Below are 17,611 nucleotides of genomic sequence, written 5' to 3' on the forward strand. Positions count from 1 at the left end.
GGCCGGATATTTGCATTTCCAGCCGGCGGATTTTCCTACTCTTCATGGAACTCTGCGAAATCAGCCCATTCCTCTTTTACTTCCAGTCCCTGTGCTTCAGCTGCTTTTTTATTGATGACCAGTTTCAGGCTTCCAGGAAGCTCAATCGGAATTTCAGAAGGCTTTTTGTTTCCTTTTAAGATCTCAGCTGCCATTTTGCCTGTCTGGTAACCAAGATCAAAGTAGTTGAATCCGCTGGCTGCTATAGCTCCGCGTTTCATGGAATCAAGCTCACCCACGAATAAAGGAATTTTTTTGCTGTCAGCGACAGAGATAACCGATTCCAACGCAGACACAACTGTATTATCCGTAGGGATATAGATGGCATCCACCCTTCCAACAAGGGAGTCGGCAGCCTGTTTTACTTCTGCAGAGGTTGAAACAGAGGCTTCAACAATCTTGGCTCCTTTTGGTTCTGCAAGATCTTTAACCTGTTTAACCTGAACCTCGGAATTTTGCTCTCCGGAATTGTAGATGATGCCAATATTTTTAACACCCGCTTCATCAATCATAAAATCAATCGTTTTTGACGTTCCTTCCGGGTGGTTATCTGTTGTGCCTGTAATATTGTCTCCAGGCTGATCAAATGATTTAACAAGACCGGCTCCAACCGGGTCTGTAACAGATGTAAAGAGAATCGGAATATCTTTAGTCGCATTAAGAGCACTAACAGCACTTGGAGTAGCATTTGCAAAAATCATATCTACTTTATCACCGACAAAATTATTAGCGATCGTCTGTGTATTGTTCATATCCGCCTGAGCATTTTGGAAATCAAATTTTACATTATCGCCTTCTTTAAATCCCTCATCTTCCAAAGCTTTTTTAAATCCTTCTGTCGCTGCATCCAGAGAAGGATGCTCGACAAATTGTGTAATGCCAATTGTGTACTGCTTCTTTTCATTGCCTTCTGAAGAAGAACCACTGGATTTCTCCTGTCCGCAGCCATTCAAAACAAGCATGCCTGCAGCCATTAATAAAGAAAAAGCTTTCAACGATTTTTTCATTATATGACCCCCTATACTACTTTATTTAACTATCAGCTTGCTGATAGCTTACACACCTTATGTATACGCTTACACATTGAAGCATATAAATGGTTTTTATCATTTATATGATATTTACTTTAGATATCGTAAATACAACGTTATATTATCACCCAGAACCCGAGAGTGTCAATAATATTCTAAAAATTTGATATATTTTAATAAATCATCTTTATAAAAAAGCAAGCAGGTGTTTAAAACCTGCTTGCTAGTTTAATAGATTCTTAGCCTTTTGGAGCTGAAGATCAGCATCCTCTATCATCTTATCCAAGAGCTCCTTTACGCTCGGCAGATCGGAAATCAGGCCAGCTATCTGGCCGCTGTTCATAAAACCTTCGTCACCGTTTCCATTTATCGCTCCAATTTTATGATAGTCTTCAGAAGTGAGTTTATTAAACTCATCAATAGAAATTCCTTGTTTTTCGTAACCTAATAATTTATTGGCATAACCGGTGGAAAGAACTCTTCGAATTCTGCCTACTGAACGTCCCACTATAAGTGTTTCATGATCAGATGCTTCAATGATTTTCTTTTTATATTCCGGATGAAATGGCGCTTCTTTGGTTGCTATGAATCTGGTGCCCATTTGAACACCGCTCGCCCCCAGTGCAAGCATGGCAGCAAGCCCTTTGCCATCGCCGATTCCTCCTGCTGCCACTACCGGGACTGCGACATTGCCTATTATTTGAGGAATCAATACGAGTGTAGTCGTTTCAAGAGCACTATTGATTCCAGCTGCCTCATACCCTTCCGCGGCAATGATATCAGCTCCTGCTGCCTCTGCTTTCAACGCCTGTCTTACGGAAGCAGCAACAGTTATGACCTTCACCTCATTTTCATGAAGCTTTGGAATAAAAGGAGCAGGGTTTCCGGCCGAAAGGGAAACTGCAGGAACCTTATGCTTAATGACAAGAGAAAGAATTTCCTTTACATATGGGGAGACACTTAATGCGATGTTAACAGCAAATGGCTTATCTGTTAAACTCTTAGTTTCCTCAATTATTCTTTCAACATCCTCAGGAGGCATTGTTCCTGCTCCAATCGTGCCAAGCCCGCCGGCTTCCGAAACGGCCGCTGTTAAAATGGCATTGCTGATATTCCCCATGCCGCCCTGAATAATTGGATATTTAATATTTAATATGTCTGTTAATCTATTCAATAAAATTCCTCCTTCGTTAAAATAATGTTATACTAATCTCAATAGTTTGACAATTGGAGAAATACAAAAAAAGAGCCATCCTGCTTCCTTTGCAGAAGAATGGCTCTTTTTTTACTCAACCATGTAAGGGTGATTTAATGCGTCATAATCAGCATCTCTGTTTTTCAGTTCATTTCCTTCTTTAAAAACACTTTCAAAGAATCTGGATGCGGGTTCTGCCAGCTCTTTATAATATTCACTGAATAACGCAGCAGCATGACTGCCCAGCCACTTATCAGGCAGAAGCTCTTCAGGCAGACCAGGGTCCACAAATAGGAACTTCCGGTATTCATGCACAAGCTTCGTTCTTTCTACGAAACATTCTGCATCAGTCATATTTCCCTTCAGAATCTTATTTCTATCAATTATATATTTCTGGCTGTATTGAGAAATAAACTCCTGGTATTTTTCATTGATTTCTGTCAGGTTCCAGCTTTTTTCTACAATTTCGATATTTTTATGCGGACCTGCATAACGGGCAATAAAGAAATCCACATAGTTGGCAATATCATATTTCTCGATCAAATCAAATACTTGTTTCTCGAGATTATTAGCAGAGATCCAGCAGCTGCTGGACATGGATCCAAAACCGCTCCATACAAGCTCCTTGCGCAATTCATCCCTCACATTGCGTATTTCCTCCGGAATGGTATACATAAGGATGCGCCACTCGCCATCCCACTCCTCAGGCTTTAATTTAAAAATACGCTTAGCCGCTTCCTCAATCCTTTTCTGGCCTCTTGGCGTTAATGAATAATAGCTTTTATTGCCGATCTTTTCTGCGCTTACCCAGCCCTGCTTATTCATTCTTGAAATAGCCGCTCTGACGGACTGGTCATTATGCCCGAACTCACTTAAAAGCTTTATAAGACTGCCGATCCAAATTTTGCTTCCATAATGTGTAATATAATCACCATAAAGTGTGAAAATCATTGATCTCGTATTCAACTTGCCTTCATCCTCATTTCATCATGTCGGTTGAACGGATAGTTTTCGTTATATATTATTGTACTAAAATTAGGCAGTTTTGAAAATACTTTTTCGGCATACTAAATAATTGCCTTCCTGCTTCCACGCTAAAATCGTTAAGAGCATTAAAAACCATAGAGTATAATGCCTCTATGGTCAGCGCTCAACAATTGTTGATATCCCCTGCCCGACACCCACACACATCGTTGCCAGGCCGTATTTAGAATTCCTGCGCTTCATCTCATGCAATAATGTTGTCAGGATACGGGCGCCGCTCGCCCCAAGAGGATGGCCAAATGCAATCGCTCCCCCATTCACGTTTACCCGTTCCGGATCTGCGCCCAGTTCTTTGATGCAGGCGAGGGATTGTGAAGCAAACGCTTCATTTAATTCAGTTAAGTCTATATCGCTCATGGAAAGTCCCGCCCTCTTCAAAGCTTTATGAGTGGAATAAACAGGTCCTGCTCCCATAATCGACGGCTCAAGCCCTGCTGCTGCGGAAACAATATAACTTCCGAGGGGCTTTAATCCCAGTTCACGGGCTTTTTCCTCAGACATCAGCAGCAATGCAGAGGCACCGTCGTTAACCCCTGAAGCATTGCCGGCCGTAACAGTTCCCCCCTGGAAGATGGGCTTTAAACTTGATAGCTTTTCATAAGTTGTTTCCGGACGTGGATGCTCATCATTTGAAATCGTGATTTCATTTCCTTTTTTATCCATGTATGCAACAGGAATGATTTCATCGTCAAATAACCCGTTTTCAATTGCTGATTTCGCCCTCTTCTGGCTTTCAAGTGCAAATTGGTCCTGTTCTTCTCGGGATATACCATATTTCTCTGCAACATTTTCTGCAGTCTTAGGCATGCTTTCGGCACCATACATATTCTCAAGCCTGCTGTTTGTAAATCGCCAGCCGATGGTTGTATCATACATTTCCATATTCCCTCTTGGAAACTCGCTGCTTGGCTTTGCCATGACAAATGGTGCACGGGTCATGCTTTCGGTGCCTCCAGCAATAAAAATATCTCCTTCTCCTGCTAAAATAGCACGTGCAGCATAATTTACAGCATCTAAACCAGATCCGCAAAGCCGGTTAACCGTTGAAGCAGCCACTTCGACAGGCAAACCGGCGAGCAACGCTGCCATCCTGGCGACATTGCGATTATCTTCTCCTGCCTGATTTGCATTTCCCATTATGACCTCTTCAATTTCTGCAGGGTCCACTTCGGGGTTTCTATCCAGCAGGGCCTTAATAACGATGGCTCCCAAATCATCGGGACGGATATCCTTTAACCCGCCTTTATATCTTCCAATCGGAGTCCGGACGGCATCAACGATTACTGCTTTTCTCATTGCCTGACTTTCTCTCTGGCAGTGTAATCATAAACACCTCTGCCCGTTTTGCGTCCAAGCCTGCCAGCTTTCACATACTGTTCAAGGAGCGGTGCCGGCCGGTATTTTTCACCCAGCTTGCTGTGAAGGTATTTTAAATTATTCAGGCGCGTATCGAGGCCGACAAGATCGCCCAGTTCGAATGGGCCCATGGGGTAGTTCAGACCAAGCTTAATGGCTTTATCAATTTCTTCGGGAGTGCCGAGACCTTCTTGGAGCATATAAAATGCCTCATTTCCCACGAGCGCGCTGATCCTGCTCGTCACGAAGCCCGGAAACTCATTTATGACGACTGTCTCTTTTCCCATTTGCTCGGCAGCACGTTTTATTGACTGTGCTGTTTCTTCGCTCGTTTCAAGCCCTTTAATAATTTCTACAAGCGGCATTTTATGGACGGGATTAAAGAAATGCATGGCAATCACTTTGTCCGGACGATTGGTAAAGGACCCAATCTCAGTTGGACTCATGGTAGAGGTGTTTGTTGCAAAACAGCAATGCTCTGAAGCGTGCTGATCGATCACTTCAAAAATATTTCTCTTTATATCCATCACTTCAGGGACGGCTTCAATAACAAGGTCTGCTTCACTTACATGCTGTGCAAGACTTACAGAATAGTTAAGCCTGCTTTTGCTTTCTTCCATATCAGCGGCTGTAATTTTCTTCCTCGCGAGCCCTTTTTCAAAGATGCTGTCAATCTCTTTTTCCGCCCGGATTAATTGCTCCTGGCTGATATCTACAAGGGTTGTATGGAAGCCCCCGACTGCACTGACATACGCAATCCCGCGCCCCATGACACCTGAACCGATCACGACTATATTTTTCATGGTATTATCCTCCTTTCAGTTTAAAAAAAGACGAGCACCCGATACGAGATGCTCGCAAACCATATAACGGGCAAATATTCTAAAAGTAATTCTAAGTTTTATAGTTTTACAAAGGCTATTTCCCTTGAAACACAGGCTTCCGCTTTTGCATAAATGCCGCTACACCCTCTTTATGATCAAGAGTAAGGCCCGCAATCCGCTGTCCTTGTGCATCCCGCTCCAGACTATCTTCCAGAGTAGATTCCCAGCTCGCTTTCAAATTTTTCTTAATAACGGCAATCGCTGCTGTCGGCATACTGGCAACCTTTTCTGCAAAAGCAGTTATTTCAGCCTGCCATTGCTCCATAGGAATTACCTTAGTAGCAAGGCCCAGCTCTTTGGCTTCCTCTGCATTAATTTTTTCACCAAGCACAGCAAGCTCCATGGCTTTGGCATGACCGATCAGCTTAGGCAGAAAGTAAAGATTTCCGGCATCAGGCACCAGCCCGACATGAATAAAGGCTTCAAAAAAATTGGCTTTATCAGATAGGAGCCTAAAATCGCAGGCTAACGCAAGACTCATGCCTGCACCGGCTGCCACCCCATTAACAGCTGCGATAATAGGTTTCTCGCATCTATGAATCTCCATTACCATCGGATTATAGAACCGCCGGAGAATTTCGCCATGATCCATTTCCTCATTTACACCCTGAAGATCCTGGCCGGAGCAGAATGCACGGCCTTCACCTGTAATGACAAGACATCTGACTTCTTTATCTCTGCTTGCCTGTTTTACGGACTGCTGAACCTCTTTATTCAGCTGTTCGGTGAACGCATTCAGCTTATCCGGCCGGTTTAATGTAATCCATGCTACACCGTTTGTGACCTCGTATTTTACGGTTTCAAACATTTGCTATGTACACCTCCTCTACTTTCCTTTAAACTGAGGCCTGCGTTTTTCTATAAAGGCATTCATTCCTTCTTTTTGATCTTCAGTCGAGAATAATAGGTAGAAGTTCTTTCTTTCGAATTCCATTCCTTCATTTAAAGGAGTGTCAACTGCCTTTAGGACCGCTTCTTTTATGAGGCGTATGGCGATTGGCGCCTGGCTGGAAATTTGTTCAGCCGCTTTCATCGTTTCTTCGAGCAGAAGCTCCTCTGCTATAAGCTGGTTGACGATTCCATGGTGAAGGGCTTCCCTCGCCGTGATTCTTTTGCCGGTAAAAAGCCATTCCATTGCTTTCGTTTTTCCGACAAGCTTAGTAAGCCTTTGGGTGCCGCCTGCACCAGGCATAACGCCAAGGTTCACCTCCGGAAACCCAAATTCCGCGTTTTCCGCCGCATAAAGCAAATCACAGCATAACGCAAGCTCAAAGCCTCCGCCAAGAGCAAAGCCCTGTACCGCTCCGATAATCGGTTTCTTGATCATAGCCAGCCGATCCCAATCTTTAAATTGATTGCGAAGCTCAAAATCGATTGCATGATCATTTGCCATTTCATCAATATCTGCCCCGGCTGCAAAGGCTCTTCCATTGCCGCTTAATACGATGGCCTTGACGCTTGAGTCTGACTCAAAGCCCTCCATTGCAGCAAGAAGTTCTGAAACCATCGTGCGGTTTATAGCATTTAGAACCTTGGGCCGGTTCAAAGCGATTAAACCAAGTTTTCCCTGCTGTGAAACATCAATGGTTTCATAGCTGTTACTCATCTGCTTCCTCACCGATCATAAGTGTGATAATATCACCTGCAAATTTCATGGCGTCTTTGCCTGATGCCTTGCCTTCGTCTGTTCTCATGGCTTCCTGCAATGCTTCATGGCTGTCATAGTACATTTCGCACATCAAATAGTACTTCCCTTCGCCTCCCATAGGACTGCCGACAATTCTTGTAACTTCCATTTTGCGGAGACCCGGAATTTTGGCTGTAAGCGGTGCGTGCGTATTAAAATAATGGTCATCAAAAGCCGCCTTATTTTCAGGATGCTTATAAAGAGCGATTAATTTTACCATTTGTCAACTTCCTCTCAATTTTTAATAGTTTTCTGTTCTGAATTTTAATTTTTAAAAATGCCTGCTACATCATAGTCGATACAGGTTTCATAGCTTCAAAAGGGTTCCTGCAGGATTTGCAGTATAAGATGCTGCGGCAGGCTGTGGGGCCAAAAAGGTTATCCATCGTCGTGTATGCGGACCCGCAAAAAGGACAATCCACCTGCCATCCGCCCGTTTCACTAATGAATTTTGGAGGGGGCGCAATCCCGAATTCCTTTAGCTTTATCCTGCCTGTCTCTGTTACCCGGTCAGACGTCCATGGGGGATGATAGATAAACCGGACTTCTATTTTTTCAAAAATCCCTGCTTTGCCAATCTCGGCTTCAACGTTTTTTTGAATAATATCAAGGGCCGGGCATCCCATAAAAGTAGGCAGGAGTTTCACCAAAACTGAATGGCCCTCCACCTCAATCTGTTCCACCATTCCTAAATCTACGATTGAAATGGTATCTATTTCAGGGTCTTTAACATTATGAAGCGCTTCTAACGCGGTTTTTATCAATATTTGATCCTGCTCCATTTACATCACCCTTTAGAAAACTTACCAGCTTGCAGCTGGATTTATGTTATACACCTCGCTCAAAGTGGATAATGCGTCATCAAGGTCGACAGTATGCTCTCCTATCCGTCCATTTCCAGTTTTCATAGCCAGGTTTGCTTCTGAGACTGCCAGATTGACAGATTCAAAAACAGGCTTCATGGTATGCAGCCAGCGCTGCTTTGATACTTCTTCCTTTTCAATGAGGCCATATTCCGCCATCTCTTTTGCCAGCGGCCCCAATATCAGGACTCCTTCGAAATCCGCTAATACCTTCCCTATGGCCGCTTCCATCCTCGTTCTGGCTTCCCCGCCAGCCTGCATCAGCTGTATAAACCATGTTTTCCAGTGAAGAAGGTGATAATAAAGCTCCATATTGACCTTTAATGCCACCTCGGCTAAAGGACGGTAAGAAGAGTTTTTCAGAGAGTCCAATCTGATTTTTTTCGCTTGGGTATAAAAATAATTTCTTACAACCGCAAATGCCCAGTCATATTGTGCTGAAGACAAGTAATGACCTGGTCCATTTACCAATTCCAAAAGGACAGCATTTCTCCTTTCAGATGTTTTTCTTGCATGGGCAAGACTGTCTACATTGCCTTCTCCGAGATCGGCCAGCAGCTGATAAAACATGGCCGCATGGCCCATGGTATCCTGGCTGATGGATGAAAAGGCGACATCCTCCTCTATATGGGGCGCCAGGCCAAGCCATTCTGCCCCCCGGTAGGCAAGTATGAAGTCATCGTCAGCCAGCTGATACAATAATGAAGTCAGTGCCGGCTTAATCTTAGCTTCGATTGGCATATTTCCTGCTGGCTCAGTCACCTTTCTCCATCCCTCCCCATGAAAGAATCTCCTTTTCATCAAGCATTTCCTGCTCATAGTGGCGCCACTTTTTCTTTAGATATCCATATCCCTTTGTCGTGCGGTATTCTTTGTTGTCCAGACGCTGAAGTGATTGCTTTTCTTCCGGAGTCATCTTCCGGATATCAGAGCGTTTGACGACCCAGATATCAGCAGCCGGCTCTCTCCTCATAAAATTTTCCTGCGCCATGACGAGTGCAAGCTCCCGATTTGGCGCCAGCAGGGAAAATTGATATTGCAGAGGCGAGGTATCTGTTCTTTGACTAAAAACTTCATATTCCTGATAAAATCCTTCGTTACCCAAAGGTACCCCTCCCATCTGAACGGTTTAGTTTGCAGTATTGAGAGCTTCCCGCACCCATTTGTTAGTATCATAAGCTGTGCGCCGGAGGCCGAGCCGCTCCTGAGATTTTGGCCCATTATTTTTAATAATGTCCTTGAACCTATTCCAATCAGGCTGCTTATAAACCCAAAGCTCCCGCTCCTGATCGAAGTGCATCGACTCGTCCGGCAGAGTGAGGCCAAGCGAGAGAACACGGGGAATATATTTTGTAAAAAAGTCCTGTCTTAAGTCTTCGTTCGTCTTTGTCCGAATTCTGTATTTTATCGTTGTGTCCTGTTTGGAAGTGCCTGTTGTAGAGGCGTCACCCGGGCCAAAGAACATTAACAGCGCTTCCCACCATCGGTTAACAGCATCCTGAACCATCGCTCTTTGCTCGTCGGTTCCTTCAGCCAGGGCCATAATTATGGCTTCACCATGCTGGGCATGAAAAACCTCTTCCGCGCAAATTCTTTTAAGCGCTCTAGCATAAGGTCCATAGGACGCGTTAAGCATATTGGTCTGGGTAATGATCGCAGCACCGTCAACCAGCCAGCCAATCAGACCTGCATCTCCCCATGTTGGTGCTTCCATATGAAAGACATTGTGGAATTTCAGTCTGCCGCTGAATAAATCCTGCATAATATCTTCACGGGATTTGCCGAGGGGCTTCATTAAATCCTCCGCAACTCGAAGCAGCAGCTGACCATGTCCCATCTCATCCTGCACCTTTGCCATGATGCCCAGCTTGCGTTTTAATGAAGGGGCTTTCGGCACCCATTCCTTTTCAGGAAGTGCTCCCATAATTTCACTGATACCATGCATTGAAATTAATTTGATTAATGTCATTCGATAATCTTCCGGCATCCAATCATCCGCTTCAATTTTTTCTCCTGCATTAATGCGTTTCATGAACTGCCCGTATTTTTGTTCTTCCGTCATTTCTTGAAAGAAAAGAGCTTCTGACATGTGTTTCACCCCCAGTGAGTTTAAAATAATCCATTCAGGTTACTGCATTTTCCACTGCCTGACTAACAATCCTGACAGCCTTCCCTTCTGATCTTGGCAGCGTTTTGGGCGGATGGAGAACAATTCTGATGGTAATAAAGCAGTTTTGTTTCAATGCTTCCTGAATCTTCTTTTTTACGAATTCCGCTTCCCCCATATCCCTATAAAACTCTTCGCTCCATTCAGCATGTAGCTCTAAAGCTTTTAAGCTTCCCTTTTTTTGCAAGTGAATCTGATAATGGGGAGCAAGCTCAGGCACCTGAAGAATACACCGTTCAATTTCGGACGGAAAGACGTTTACACCATTTACATTGAGCATATCGTCAATGCGTCCTTTCACACGGCTCATGCGGATCGTGGTTCTCCCGCACGCACATTTCTTTTTAGAAAGGGAGGCAATGTCACCAGTACGATAGCGGATCACAGGAAAAGCTTCCTTCGTTAAACTGGTAAAAACAAGTTCACCTTCTTTTCCGTTTGGAAGCGGTGTCATTTTTATTGGATCAATCACCTCCGCATAAAAATGATCTTCTGCAATATGCAGCCCATCCTGAGTTTCATGGCACTCCATAGCTACACCCGGTCCCATAACTTCACTCAGCCCATAAATATCGCATGCTTTAATTCCAAGCTTAGCTTCGAGCGCTCTCCGCATTTCTTCAGACCAGGGCTCAGCACCAAATATCCCAAACTTTAATGATGTACTTGCCGGGTCGATTCCCTGCTCCTCCATCTTCTCCGCTAAATTGAGGACATATGAAGGAGTTCCGCAAATAACTTCCGGCTTAAAATCCTGTATCAGCATAATTTGTCTCTCAGTATTTCCTCCAGAAACAGGTACGGTTGCCATGCCAAGCTGTTCGCTGCCATAATGCAGCCCCAATCCGCCGGTAAACAGCCCGTATCCGTAAGCATTATGCAATGTCTGACCAGGTTCGCCTCCTCCTATGGAGATTGCCCTGGCTATCAGATTACTCCACATTTCGATGTCATTCCGGGTGTAGCCCGCTACAGTCGGCTTTCCGCTCGTTCCTGAAGAAGCATGCAGACGCACAATTTCTTTTTTATCCACAGCAAAAAGCCCGAATGGGTAATGTTCCCGCAAATCTGCTTTAACAGTAAAGGGCAGCTTTTGAATATCATCCAGGCTGGTAATGTCTTGAGGTGCAATATTACTTTCCAAAAACTTTTTCCGATAAAAAGGCACATGGTTATTTACTCTCTCCACTGTCTGCCTGAGCCGGTACAGCTGCAATTCTTCTATCATATCGCGGCTTTCCGTTTCAATATCATGCAGAATCAAGACATGACCTCCTAAAATATTAGGATAATAATTTAATATAACGTTTAAATATCGTTAGATAAAATAAGTGTTATATATTTAACACAAAGATACCGTGTAAACAGGAAAAAGTCAACTTATTTTCTGAAAATTTACTTATTTATTGAAAAGATAATAAAAAGACCTAGCCCATATAATAAAGGGCTAGGTAAAATCTCTCAGGACCATTCTTTTAACTTATTCACTATGTTATTTTTCCATTTAGAAATTAACGGCTCTTCACCCTTTGCTGTTTTTTGTTTTTGCCATTCATTATAGCTTGCTGCAGAAATGAGAATAGAGCCGGCAATTAAAAGGTACGCCCACCAAGGGAGGTTCCCCCAATATGGTCTGGTCTGAAGCAGGACATTCAGCAGCAGAACCCCAGAGCCTACAAAGAAATAAGACTTTATCCTCCAAAAAGTGCCAGCGAGCATCGAGATCAGTGAGAGCGTACCGACTATAAGTGCATCATAAACCGTATTACTTGCAAGAGCATCCTGTACAAGCAGCAGGGATACTGCTACAAGAACTCCCCACTGAATTTTACTGGTCAGCTTTGAGTACTGCCCCTTCAGCACTTTTCTGAAAAAAATAATCAGTATGATCAAAGGGAGAACATATGCCTCTCTTATAAAAAGATCCGGTATTTCAATATTCCTTATTAGACTATAATAGGGCTCCAGTAATGCTGCTCCTGCAAGCAATCCAGGCAGCCTAAAGTATTGAGATGCCACTCTGCCACGCTGTAAAAATAAAAATGCACTCATCAGGAGTCCAGGTAGAACTTCCGCCCATAGGGAAACCGCCGGAAAAAGATGAGCGGTAAGTAAAAATAGCAGGGAAATAATGGTGTAGCTATCCGCTTTTTTGCCAACTAATATTTTGGCATATGCCATTTTGCCGATGAAAACCGCAGCCGTGCCGAAGCCGGCTGAAATCACAATTTTCATATCTGGAGCAATACCGTTAATGAATAGGAATTTAAGTACTGCGGCATACAGTAAAAAAAGTGGAATAACACCTAATATATCAAGCTTGGTTCTATGCATATATAAGATTAACCCTGCTATATAGATAATAGAAACGATAAACGGGAGAACTCCAAAGGGATATGACGCCAGAAAAGCCAATATGCCAATCACAGTCCAGGGTATAAAAAAGTAAACACTCCTCTGTTTATCCTGAGTTTTACCAGTCATCCAGAATAAGAATACAGCACAGCTTACTGCTAATATGGCATACTCACTATAGCTGTCCCCCAAAATATGCTCCATACCCGTCAAGATCACCTTAAACAAAGTAATAAATGAGCTGTAGAGGAATATCTTTATTTTCCACTCTTTTGCAGAAACCCTGAAACTTATCCAATAGACTGCCAGGGTGATCATGAAGGGCCAAATACTGTTTTCCCTATAAATGAAAAATGTCAAGATCATGGCAAAAGGCATGTAAATTTGGCCAATCCAGCTGAACCCTCTTGCCAGGACAAAGTCTTTATTAGAAATACAGAAAGCCGCACCAAGGAGGATCCATGCCCCTAGCGGAAATTGGACCCAATTAAAAAAGGGAAAGTTAAATGGTAAACCAATCAAAATCATAAAGTAAGCAAAAAGGGAAATCGATGCTGACGCATACGGAATCCAGCTTTGCTTATGGAGGCGATACAGGGCAAGATACATAATAATACCGCCTATAAATACTGCGGGTCTCATCCAGACTTCATTGATTGTCAAAGCAGCTGCTGTAAACAGTGAGATTGTATAAAATCCCAGTAATATTATAAACACGTTTTTGGCTTGATTTTTGTACCCTTTCTTAAAAAGAATACCATAAAGGATAAGGAGGGCTATACTTGCCAATATGGTATTCATGGCCATACCCAGCTCATTCTGATAAAAGCGTGAATAGCTTCGCAGATGTTCACCATAAAACATAAAGGCAAACCCGATTGACAATGGAATAGCCCATGGAATCGCTTCTGTATAAAAAGTCCGATTTTCAGCCTTATTCATGAGGAACAGGACAAAGCTGAAGATTAATAGCATGGTGCCTGCATCAAGCCAATCAAGAAGTCCTGCAGCTGTCAGAACCGAAAATAGCATAATACTTATAGCCACATCGCGTGAGCTTGATTCCACGACTTTTAAGAACGGATATTTAAGCAGATACCCAAAACTGATAAAAAGCATAAAGCCAATGGAGAATACAGGTAAAGATAGATTGCTGAACGAGGCGGCTTTATCCAGCATAAGAACTGCTTGAAATAGGGCAGCAGCTAAAAATACAGGTGCCAGATAAGCAAATAGCCCGTTTGCCATGACATTTGCCAAATATATAAATTGCACCGCGAGTATTGTATAAGCCAGCAGCAGTGATGCAGAGGGTTCGCCGGCCATTAAAAGAATTCCTTCAACTGAAATATAGAGAAAAGCAAGTATCGATACGGCTGCACTGGTCATTCTAAAAATCTTTTCCCAGTAGTATTGCTTATCCATAACCAAAGGAACAAACAAAAAACCAATTCCGACAAGCGCAAAGAAAACTGGGCCAGCTGCATTTAACATCGAATTTTCAATCAGCTGATAAGCACCATAGACAACCAATAAGCTGAAGACGAAATGAAACTCCTTCCTGCCAGTTACATACACCATTGATAAATAAACGGCTGCTGTCAGCAGGATATTCACACTGTAAAAAACATGGCTATTGAAAAAGACAAGCATCAATAATGTAGAGATTAATAAATTGATTTGAGCAAAGCAAATCATTTCTCTTGTAAACAATTTAAGGGAAGAATGCTTTTTCATGCGATGAAAGACTGCAGACAGAAGAGCATTAAATAGCATCAATCCAAGATAAAAACTGTCATTTTCAAGGCTGAATGCTGCCAGAGTATAACCAGCACATGCAGTCAGGGCAATATAAGCAAACCAGACAAAAAGACGGGAGTCCAGTTTTTGTGCAAATATACTGTATACTGGGAAGATCAATAAACTGCCAGCCGCTCCGAGTATATAGCGTCCTTCCCCATAATAGGAAAGATACGGACCAAGCAATTCAAACCAGCCGATAGACAAAATAAATATTGGCAAAAATAAACTCCCGAGAACAATGAAAGCAAACGATGTCCTTTCAATTTTCAGCACCTTTCCTGAAATAAACGCAAATCCATAGAAAAGAAGTGAAACTACTGCAATGGATGCACTTTTCATGAAATTTGACATTGTTGCCCAGTTGCTTGTTGCCACAAAAAGTCCTCCGATAAGGAGCAGGATGACTCCAATATTCAGCAGCCAGGAAATATTCCTTTCTCGGATTTCTTCCTGAGATAATTTCTTTTTCTCAGTTTTTTTTGCCTGCTGAATGGGCTTTTGACTGATTTCTAATGCAACTTTTGCAGCCTTGATGTGCTCTCTTTTCAGCTCTTCAAGGTCCTGATAGTACTGATGGTGGGCTTTCATGGTTATTTCATAATGTTCTGATGAAATATAGTCTTTCTCTTTCAATTTCGTGAGTTCAACTTGAAATATGTCCTGGTGATATTTTTCTGTTGCTGAGTTCAAGGGATCCACCTCTTTTAGATAGAATATTAATCGTTTGGATTTATTAGTGTAATTTTACACATTTTGAACCAATTAATCAATCCCTATTTTGGCATTTATTACTTTTCCGGGATGGGTATATAAACCTTATTTAATTACAGGAAGAAATGGTTTAATAAGGAATTTCACGCTCAGTTCTCATCAAAATTCTATCCCCCCAATTATTAAACCCCTTGATAAACAAGCATTCCCTCCGTCCCTTTCTGCTGCAAAAAAATCTAAATATTATAGCTAATAAAATTCCAAATAACAATTCTATCCGAAAAATATTTTTTCCATTATATTATTCTAGAATTAATTATCTTATTTGGAGGAACCACCATTGAAAAGACTAAGTATAGTTATAGCATCGATCCTTTTGTTGAGCCTGTTTCCTGCTGTCAGCCTTGCAGCACCAAACGATGAGGAAGTGGCAAAATTCCTGAAGGAAACAAATTGGGCTGAAGAAGGCTTAAATGACCATCTGGAATACTTTTGGGATATGAGTATTGAAGATTTCGAGACCATCGAAGAAATGATTGAGTATCTTGGTGAGCCTATTACTGAAGAAAACCTTCAGCAGCTCTTAGCTGACTATGGTTTTGAAAATGAGGAAGAATTAACGGCACTGCTGGTTGAGAATGGAGAAATGGAACCAACTGATGATGTTCGCGATGTGTTTAGATATTTTGATGCATTGGATTCAACTGTTTCTTTTTTAACCTATACAGGCACTGAAATTAACGACCAAACCCTTCAGCAGCTATTAAATGATTATGGTCTTACAAAAGAAGAGCTCCTTTCTCTGCTTGAGGAGAACGATGACTACCTTGAAAACTACGAATATATTGAGGATCTTGATATCATGGTTTCCATTTATCTGGGCGGCGATGAATTGCCCGGTGAAGACGAAATGACTCAAATACTTGAAGATATAGGTCTTACCGATGAAGAACTTGAAGCATTATTTGCACATTTTATGACTTTGGATTTCGAGAATCCAGAATTGCTTGATAAAATGATGAATCTTGAAAGCCGGTTAATGGCATTTGGCGAGTTTGACAGTGCCGATGACTTAACAGAAACAGAAATTGCAGAACTAATTAGCATTATGCAGGAAATTATGGATCTGTTCCAGCTTGATGCCGAGTTTTACCTTGTGAAAGATGGTGAGAAGGTCCATTTAACAACAGCTGAAATGGTTGCTTTAGAAGATACAAAAGGCTATGACCTGCTTATAGAGCTTTATAATACACAAGGCCAGTTCCTGGCAGATATGATTATTACAGCTGAGATGTTCAGTTCTGAGCTTATAGAAGACACAGTGACCGATTTGAATCAGGCCGAAACGGTAATTAAAAAACAAGATCCTGATAAAGTTAAACAGGTTTCAAAGCATGTAAAAACTGTGAAAGGCGGAAAACTGCCAAACACAGCAGGAAACTATTTTGAAGGAGTATTAGCAGGCATTGGACTTCTCCTAATTGGGATTGCCATTTTACTCAGACGGAAAGTGAAAGAGGCGTGAAAAGAAAACTCACGTTAAAAGGAGTTATTGGTCTGGCTTTTATTTTGGGTGGGGTTTGGCTTGCCGCTTCAAATGTTATGCCATATCTGAATGATCAAAAGACTTCAGCCCATATACCTCCCCCGAGCAGCAATGTAAAAACAGAAGTGAAGGCCGCACAAAAAACGGAGCTTCATAACCTTTACAATGTCCGTCCTAAAATGGGCGAAGAAATGGGTGTCCTGTCAATACCGAAGATATCAACGGATTTGCCAATCTTTCATGGCACGGATGAGGATGAGCTGGAAAAAGGCGTTGGCCATTATGCAGGCAGCGTCCTTCCTGGAGAAGAGGACAATTCTGTCCTGTCCGGCCACCGGGATACCGTCTTTCGTAAACTTGGAGAAGTAGAGACAGGCGATCTGCTTGTCGTGAATACTTCAGCCGGTGAGTTCACTTATAAGGTGCGTAAAATTAGAATTGTCGATGCAGACGACAGAACAGTTATTGTACCAAAACCTCGAGCAACTCTGACTTTAACAACCTGTTACCCATTTAATTTTATTGGAGATGCGCCACAGAGATACATTCTGATTGGGGATCTTGTTAGAAAGTGAAAAGCCCGCTAATCAGGCGGGCTTGGGGGGAGGCCGATTCCGGCCTTCCTTTTATTCTGTGATTGTGACTAGCTTTACATCAGCGAAATCAAATCGGTGATAATGACCTTCAGTACATGTCAGTTCTACATATCCTTCCAGATCTTTAATGCTCCCGATTACCTCGGATTTATTTTCTGCCTCAATCTCTTCTGTTACGGTAACACCTTTTTCAAAAGTATAAATAACCTTAAACGTATTCATGTGTGTAAAACTCTCCTTTCCCTATTTTTGTTCCCATCACTGCAGTGATTAAAACACAGAAATATTTATTTCAGTTATTTTCCAATAACCAGAATTAAAATCTTTCAATGGG

Annotated in this window: 17 protein-coding genes; 2 read left to right on the top strand and 15 right to left on the bottom strand. The window is 42.4% G+C overall.

Going from position 1 to position 17,611, the window contains the following annotated elements:
- Positions 1-35: 35 nt before the first annotated feature.
- The 14 genes from BFI01S_RS00475 to BFI01S_RS00540 form a co-directional block, all read right to left on the bottom strand.
- A complete protein-coding gene (locus BFI01S_RS00475; protein ID WP_061790849.1) occupies positions 36-1,046 on the bottom strand; it encodes an ABC transporter substrate-binding protein in 1,011 nt (336 codons plus the stop codon).
- Positions 1,047-1,293: 247 nt separating this feature from the next.
- The gene (locus tag BFI01S_RS00480; protein WP_061790850.1) at positions 1,294-2,244 is read right to left on the bottom strand and encodes an NAD(P)H-dependent flavin oxidoreductase; all 951 of its coding nucleotides are present in this window, start codon (positions 2,242-2,244) and stop codon (positions 1,294-1,296) included.
- Between the two features lie 111 nt (positions 2,245-2,355).
- Positions 2,356-3,231, bottom strand: a complete 876-nt coding sequence (gene paaX / locus BFI01S_RS00485) for a phenylacetic acid degradation operon negative regulatory protein PaaX (RefSeq protein ID WP_061790851.1) — start codon at positions 3,229-3,231, stop codon at positions 2,356-2,358.
- Between the two features lie 177 nt (positions 3,232-3,408).
- Positions 3,409-4,605 (bottom strand): thiolase family protein, encoded by a 1,197-nt coding sequence (locus BFI01S_RS00490; RefSeq protein ID WP_061790852.1) that lies wholly within the window; start codon positions 4,603-4,605, stop codon positions 3,409-3,411.
- Positions 4,602-5,468, bottom strand: a complete 867-nt coding sequence (locus BFI01S_RS00495; RefSeq protein WP_061790853.1) for a 3-hydroxyacyl-CoA dehydrogenase — start codon at positions 5,466-5,468, stop codon at positions 4,602-4,604. The genes BFI01S_RS00490 and BFI01S_RS00495 overlap by 4 nt, the downstream gene beginning before the upstream one ends.
- Positions 5,469-5,583: 115 nt before the next feature.
- Positions 5,584-6,357: an enoyl-CoA hydratase-related protein gene (locus BFI01S_RS00500; RefSeq protein WP_061790854.1), complete on the bottom strand. Its 774-nt coding sequence runs from the start codon at positions 6,355-6,357 to the stop codon at positions 5,584-5,586.
- 18 nt (positions 6,358-6,375) lie between these two features.
- Entirely contained in the window at positions 6,376-7,155 is a 780-nt protein-coding gene (locus BFI01S_RS00505; protein WP_061790855.1) for an enoyl-CoA hydratase-related protein, read from the bottom strand.
- The gene (locus BFI01S_RS00510; protein WP_061790856.1) at positions 7,148-7,456 is read right to left on the bottom strand and encodes an EthD family reductase; all 309 of its coding nucleotides are present in this window, start codon (positions 7,454-7,456) and stop codon (positions 7,148-7,150) included. Before BFI01S_RS00510 ends, BFI01S_RS00505 begins: the two co-directional genes overlap by 8 nt.
- 64 nt (positions 7,457-7,520) lie before the next feature.
- Positions 7,521-8,018 carry a 1,2-phenylacetyl-CoA epoxidase subunit PaaD gene (gene paaD, locus BFI01S_RS00515; protein WP_061790857.1) on the bottom strand — a complete coding sequence of 166 codons (498 nt, stop codon included), beginning with the start codon at positions 8,016-8,018 and terminating at the stop codon, positions 7,521-7,523.
- 21 nt (positions 8,019-8,039) lie between these two features.
- Positions 8,040-8,840: a 1,2-phenylacetyl-CoA epoxidase subunit PaaC gene (gene paaC, locus BFI01S_RS00520; RefSeq protein WP_172581959.1), complete on the bottom strand. Its 801-nt coding sequence runs from the start codon at positions 8,838-8,840 to the stop codon at positions 8,040-8,042.
- Between the two features lie 13 nt (positions 8,841-8,853).
- On the bottom strand, positions 8,854-9,204 hold the full coding sequence (gene paaB, locus BFI01S_RS00525) for a 1,2-phenylacetyl-CoA epoxidase subunit PaaB (protein WP_082804440.1): 351 nt from the start codon (positions 9,202-9,204) through the stop codon (positions 8,854-8,856).
- Between the two features lie 24 nt (positions 9,205-9,228).
- Positions 9,229-10,188, bottom strand: a complete 960-nt coding sequence (gene paaA, locus BFI01S_RS00530; protein ID WP_061790860.1) for a 1,2-phenylacetyl-CoA epoxidase subunit PaaA — start codon at positions 10,186-10,188, stop codon at positions 9,229-9,231.
- Positions 10,189-10,222: 34 nt separating this feature from the next.
- Positions 10,223-11,530: a phenylacetate--CoA ligase family protein gene (locus BFI01S_RS00535; RefSeq protein ID WP_061790861.1), complete on the bottom strand. Its 1,308-nt coding sequence runs from the start codon at positions 11,528-11,530 to the stop codon at positions 10,223-10,225.
- 197 nt (positions 11,531-11,727) lie between these two features.
- On the bottom strand, positions 11,728-15,114 hold the full coding sequence (locus BFI01S_RS00540) for a hypothetical protein (protein ID WP_061790862.1): 3,387 nt from the start codon (positions 15,112-15,114) through the stop codon (positions 11,728-11,730).
- A 361-nt stretch (positions 15,115-15,475) separates the two neighbouring features.
- Between BFI01S_RS00540 and BFI01S_RS00545 the strand changes: the two genes are divergently transcribed.
- Positions 15,476-16,660, top strand: coding sequence for a processed acidic surface protein (locus tag BFI01S_RS00545; RefSeq protein WP_061790863.1), 1,185 nt, complete (start codon positions 15,476-15,478; stop codon positions 16,658-16,660).
- On the top strand, positions 16,657-17,256 hold the full coding sequence (gene srtD, locus BFI01S_RS00550) for a class D sortase, LPxTATN-specific (RefSeq protein ID WP_061790864.1): 600 nt from the start codon (positions 16,657-16,659) through the stop codon (positions 17,254-17,256). Before BFI01S_RS00545 ends, srtD begins: the two co-directional genes overlap by 4 nt.
- A gap of 51 nt (positions 17,257-17,307) precedes the next feature.
- Here the strand turns inward: srtD and BFI01S_RS00555 are convergent, their stop codons facing one another.
- Positions 17,308-17,499 (bottom strand): hypothetical protein, encoded by a 192-nt coding sequence (locus tag BFI01S_RS00555; RefSeq protein WP_035332513.1) that lies wholly within the window; start codon positions 17,497-17,499, stop codon positions 17,308-17,310.
- Positions 17,500-17,611 lie beyond the last annotated feature (112 nt).

Origin of the sequence: Cytobacillus firmus NBRC 15306 (genome assembly GCF_001591465.1) — a bacterium.
Lineage (GTDB): Bacteria > Bacillota > Bacilli > Bacillales > Cytobacillaceae > Cytobacillus > Cytobacillus firmus.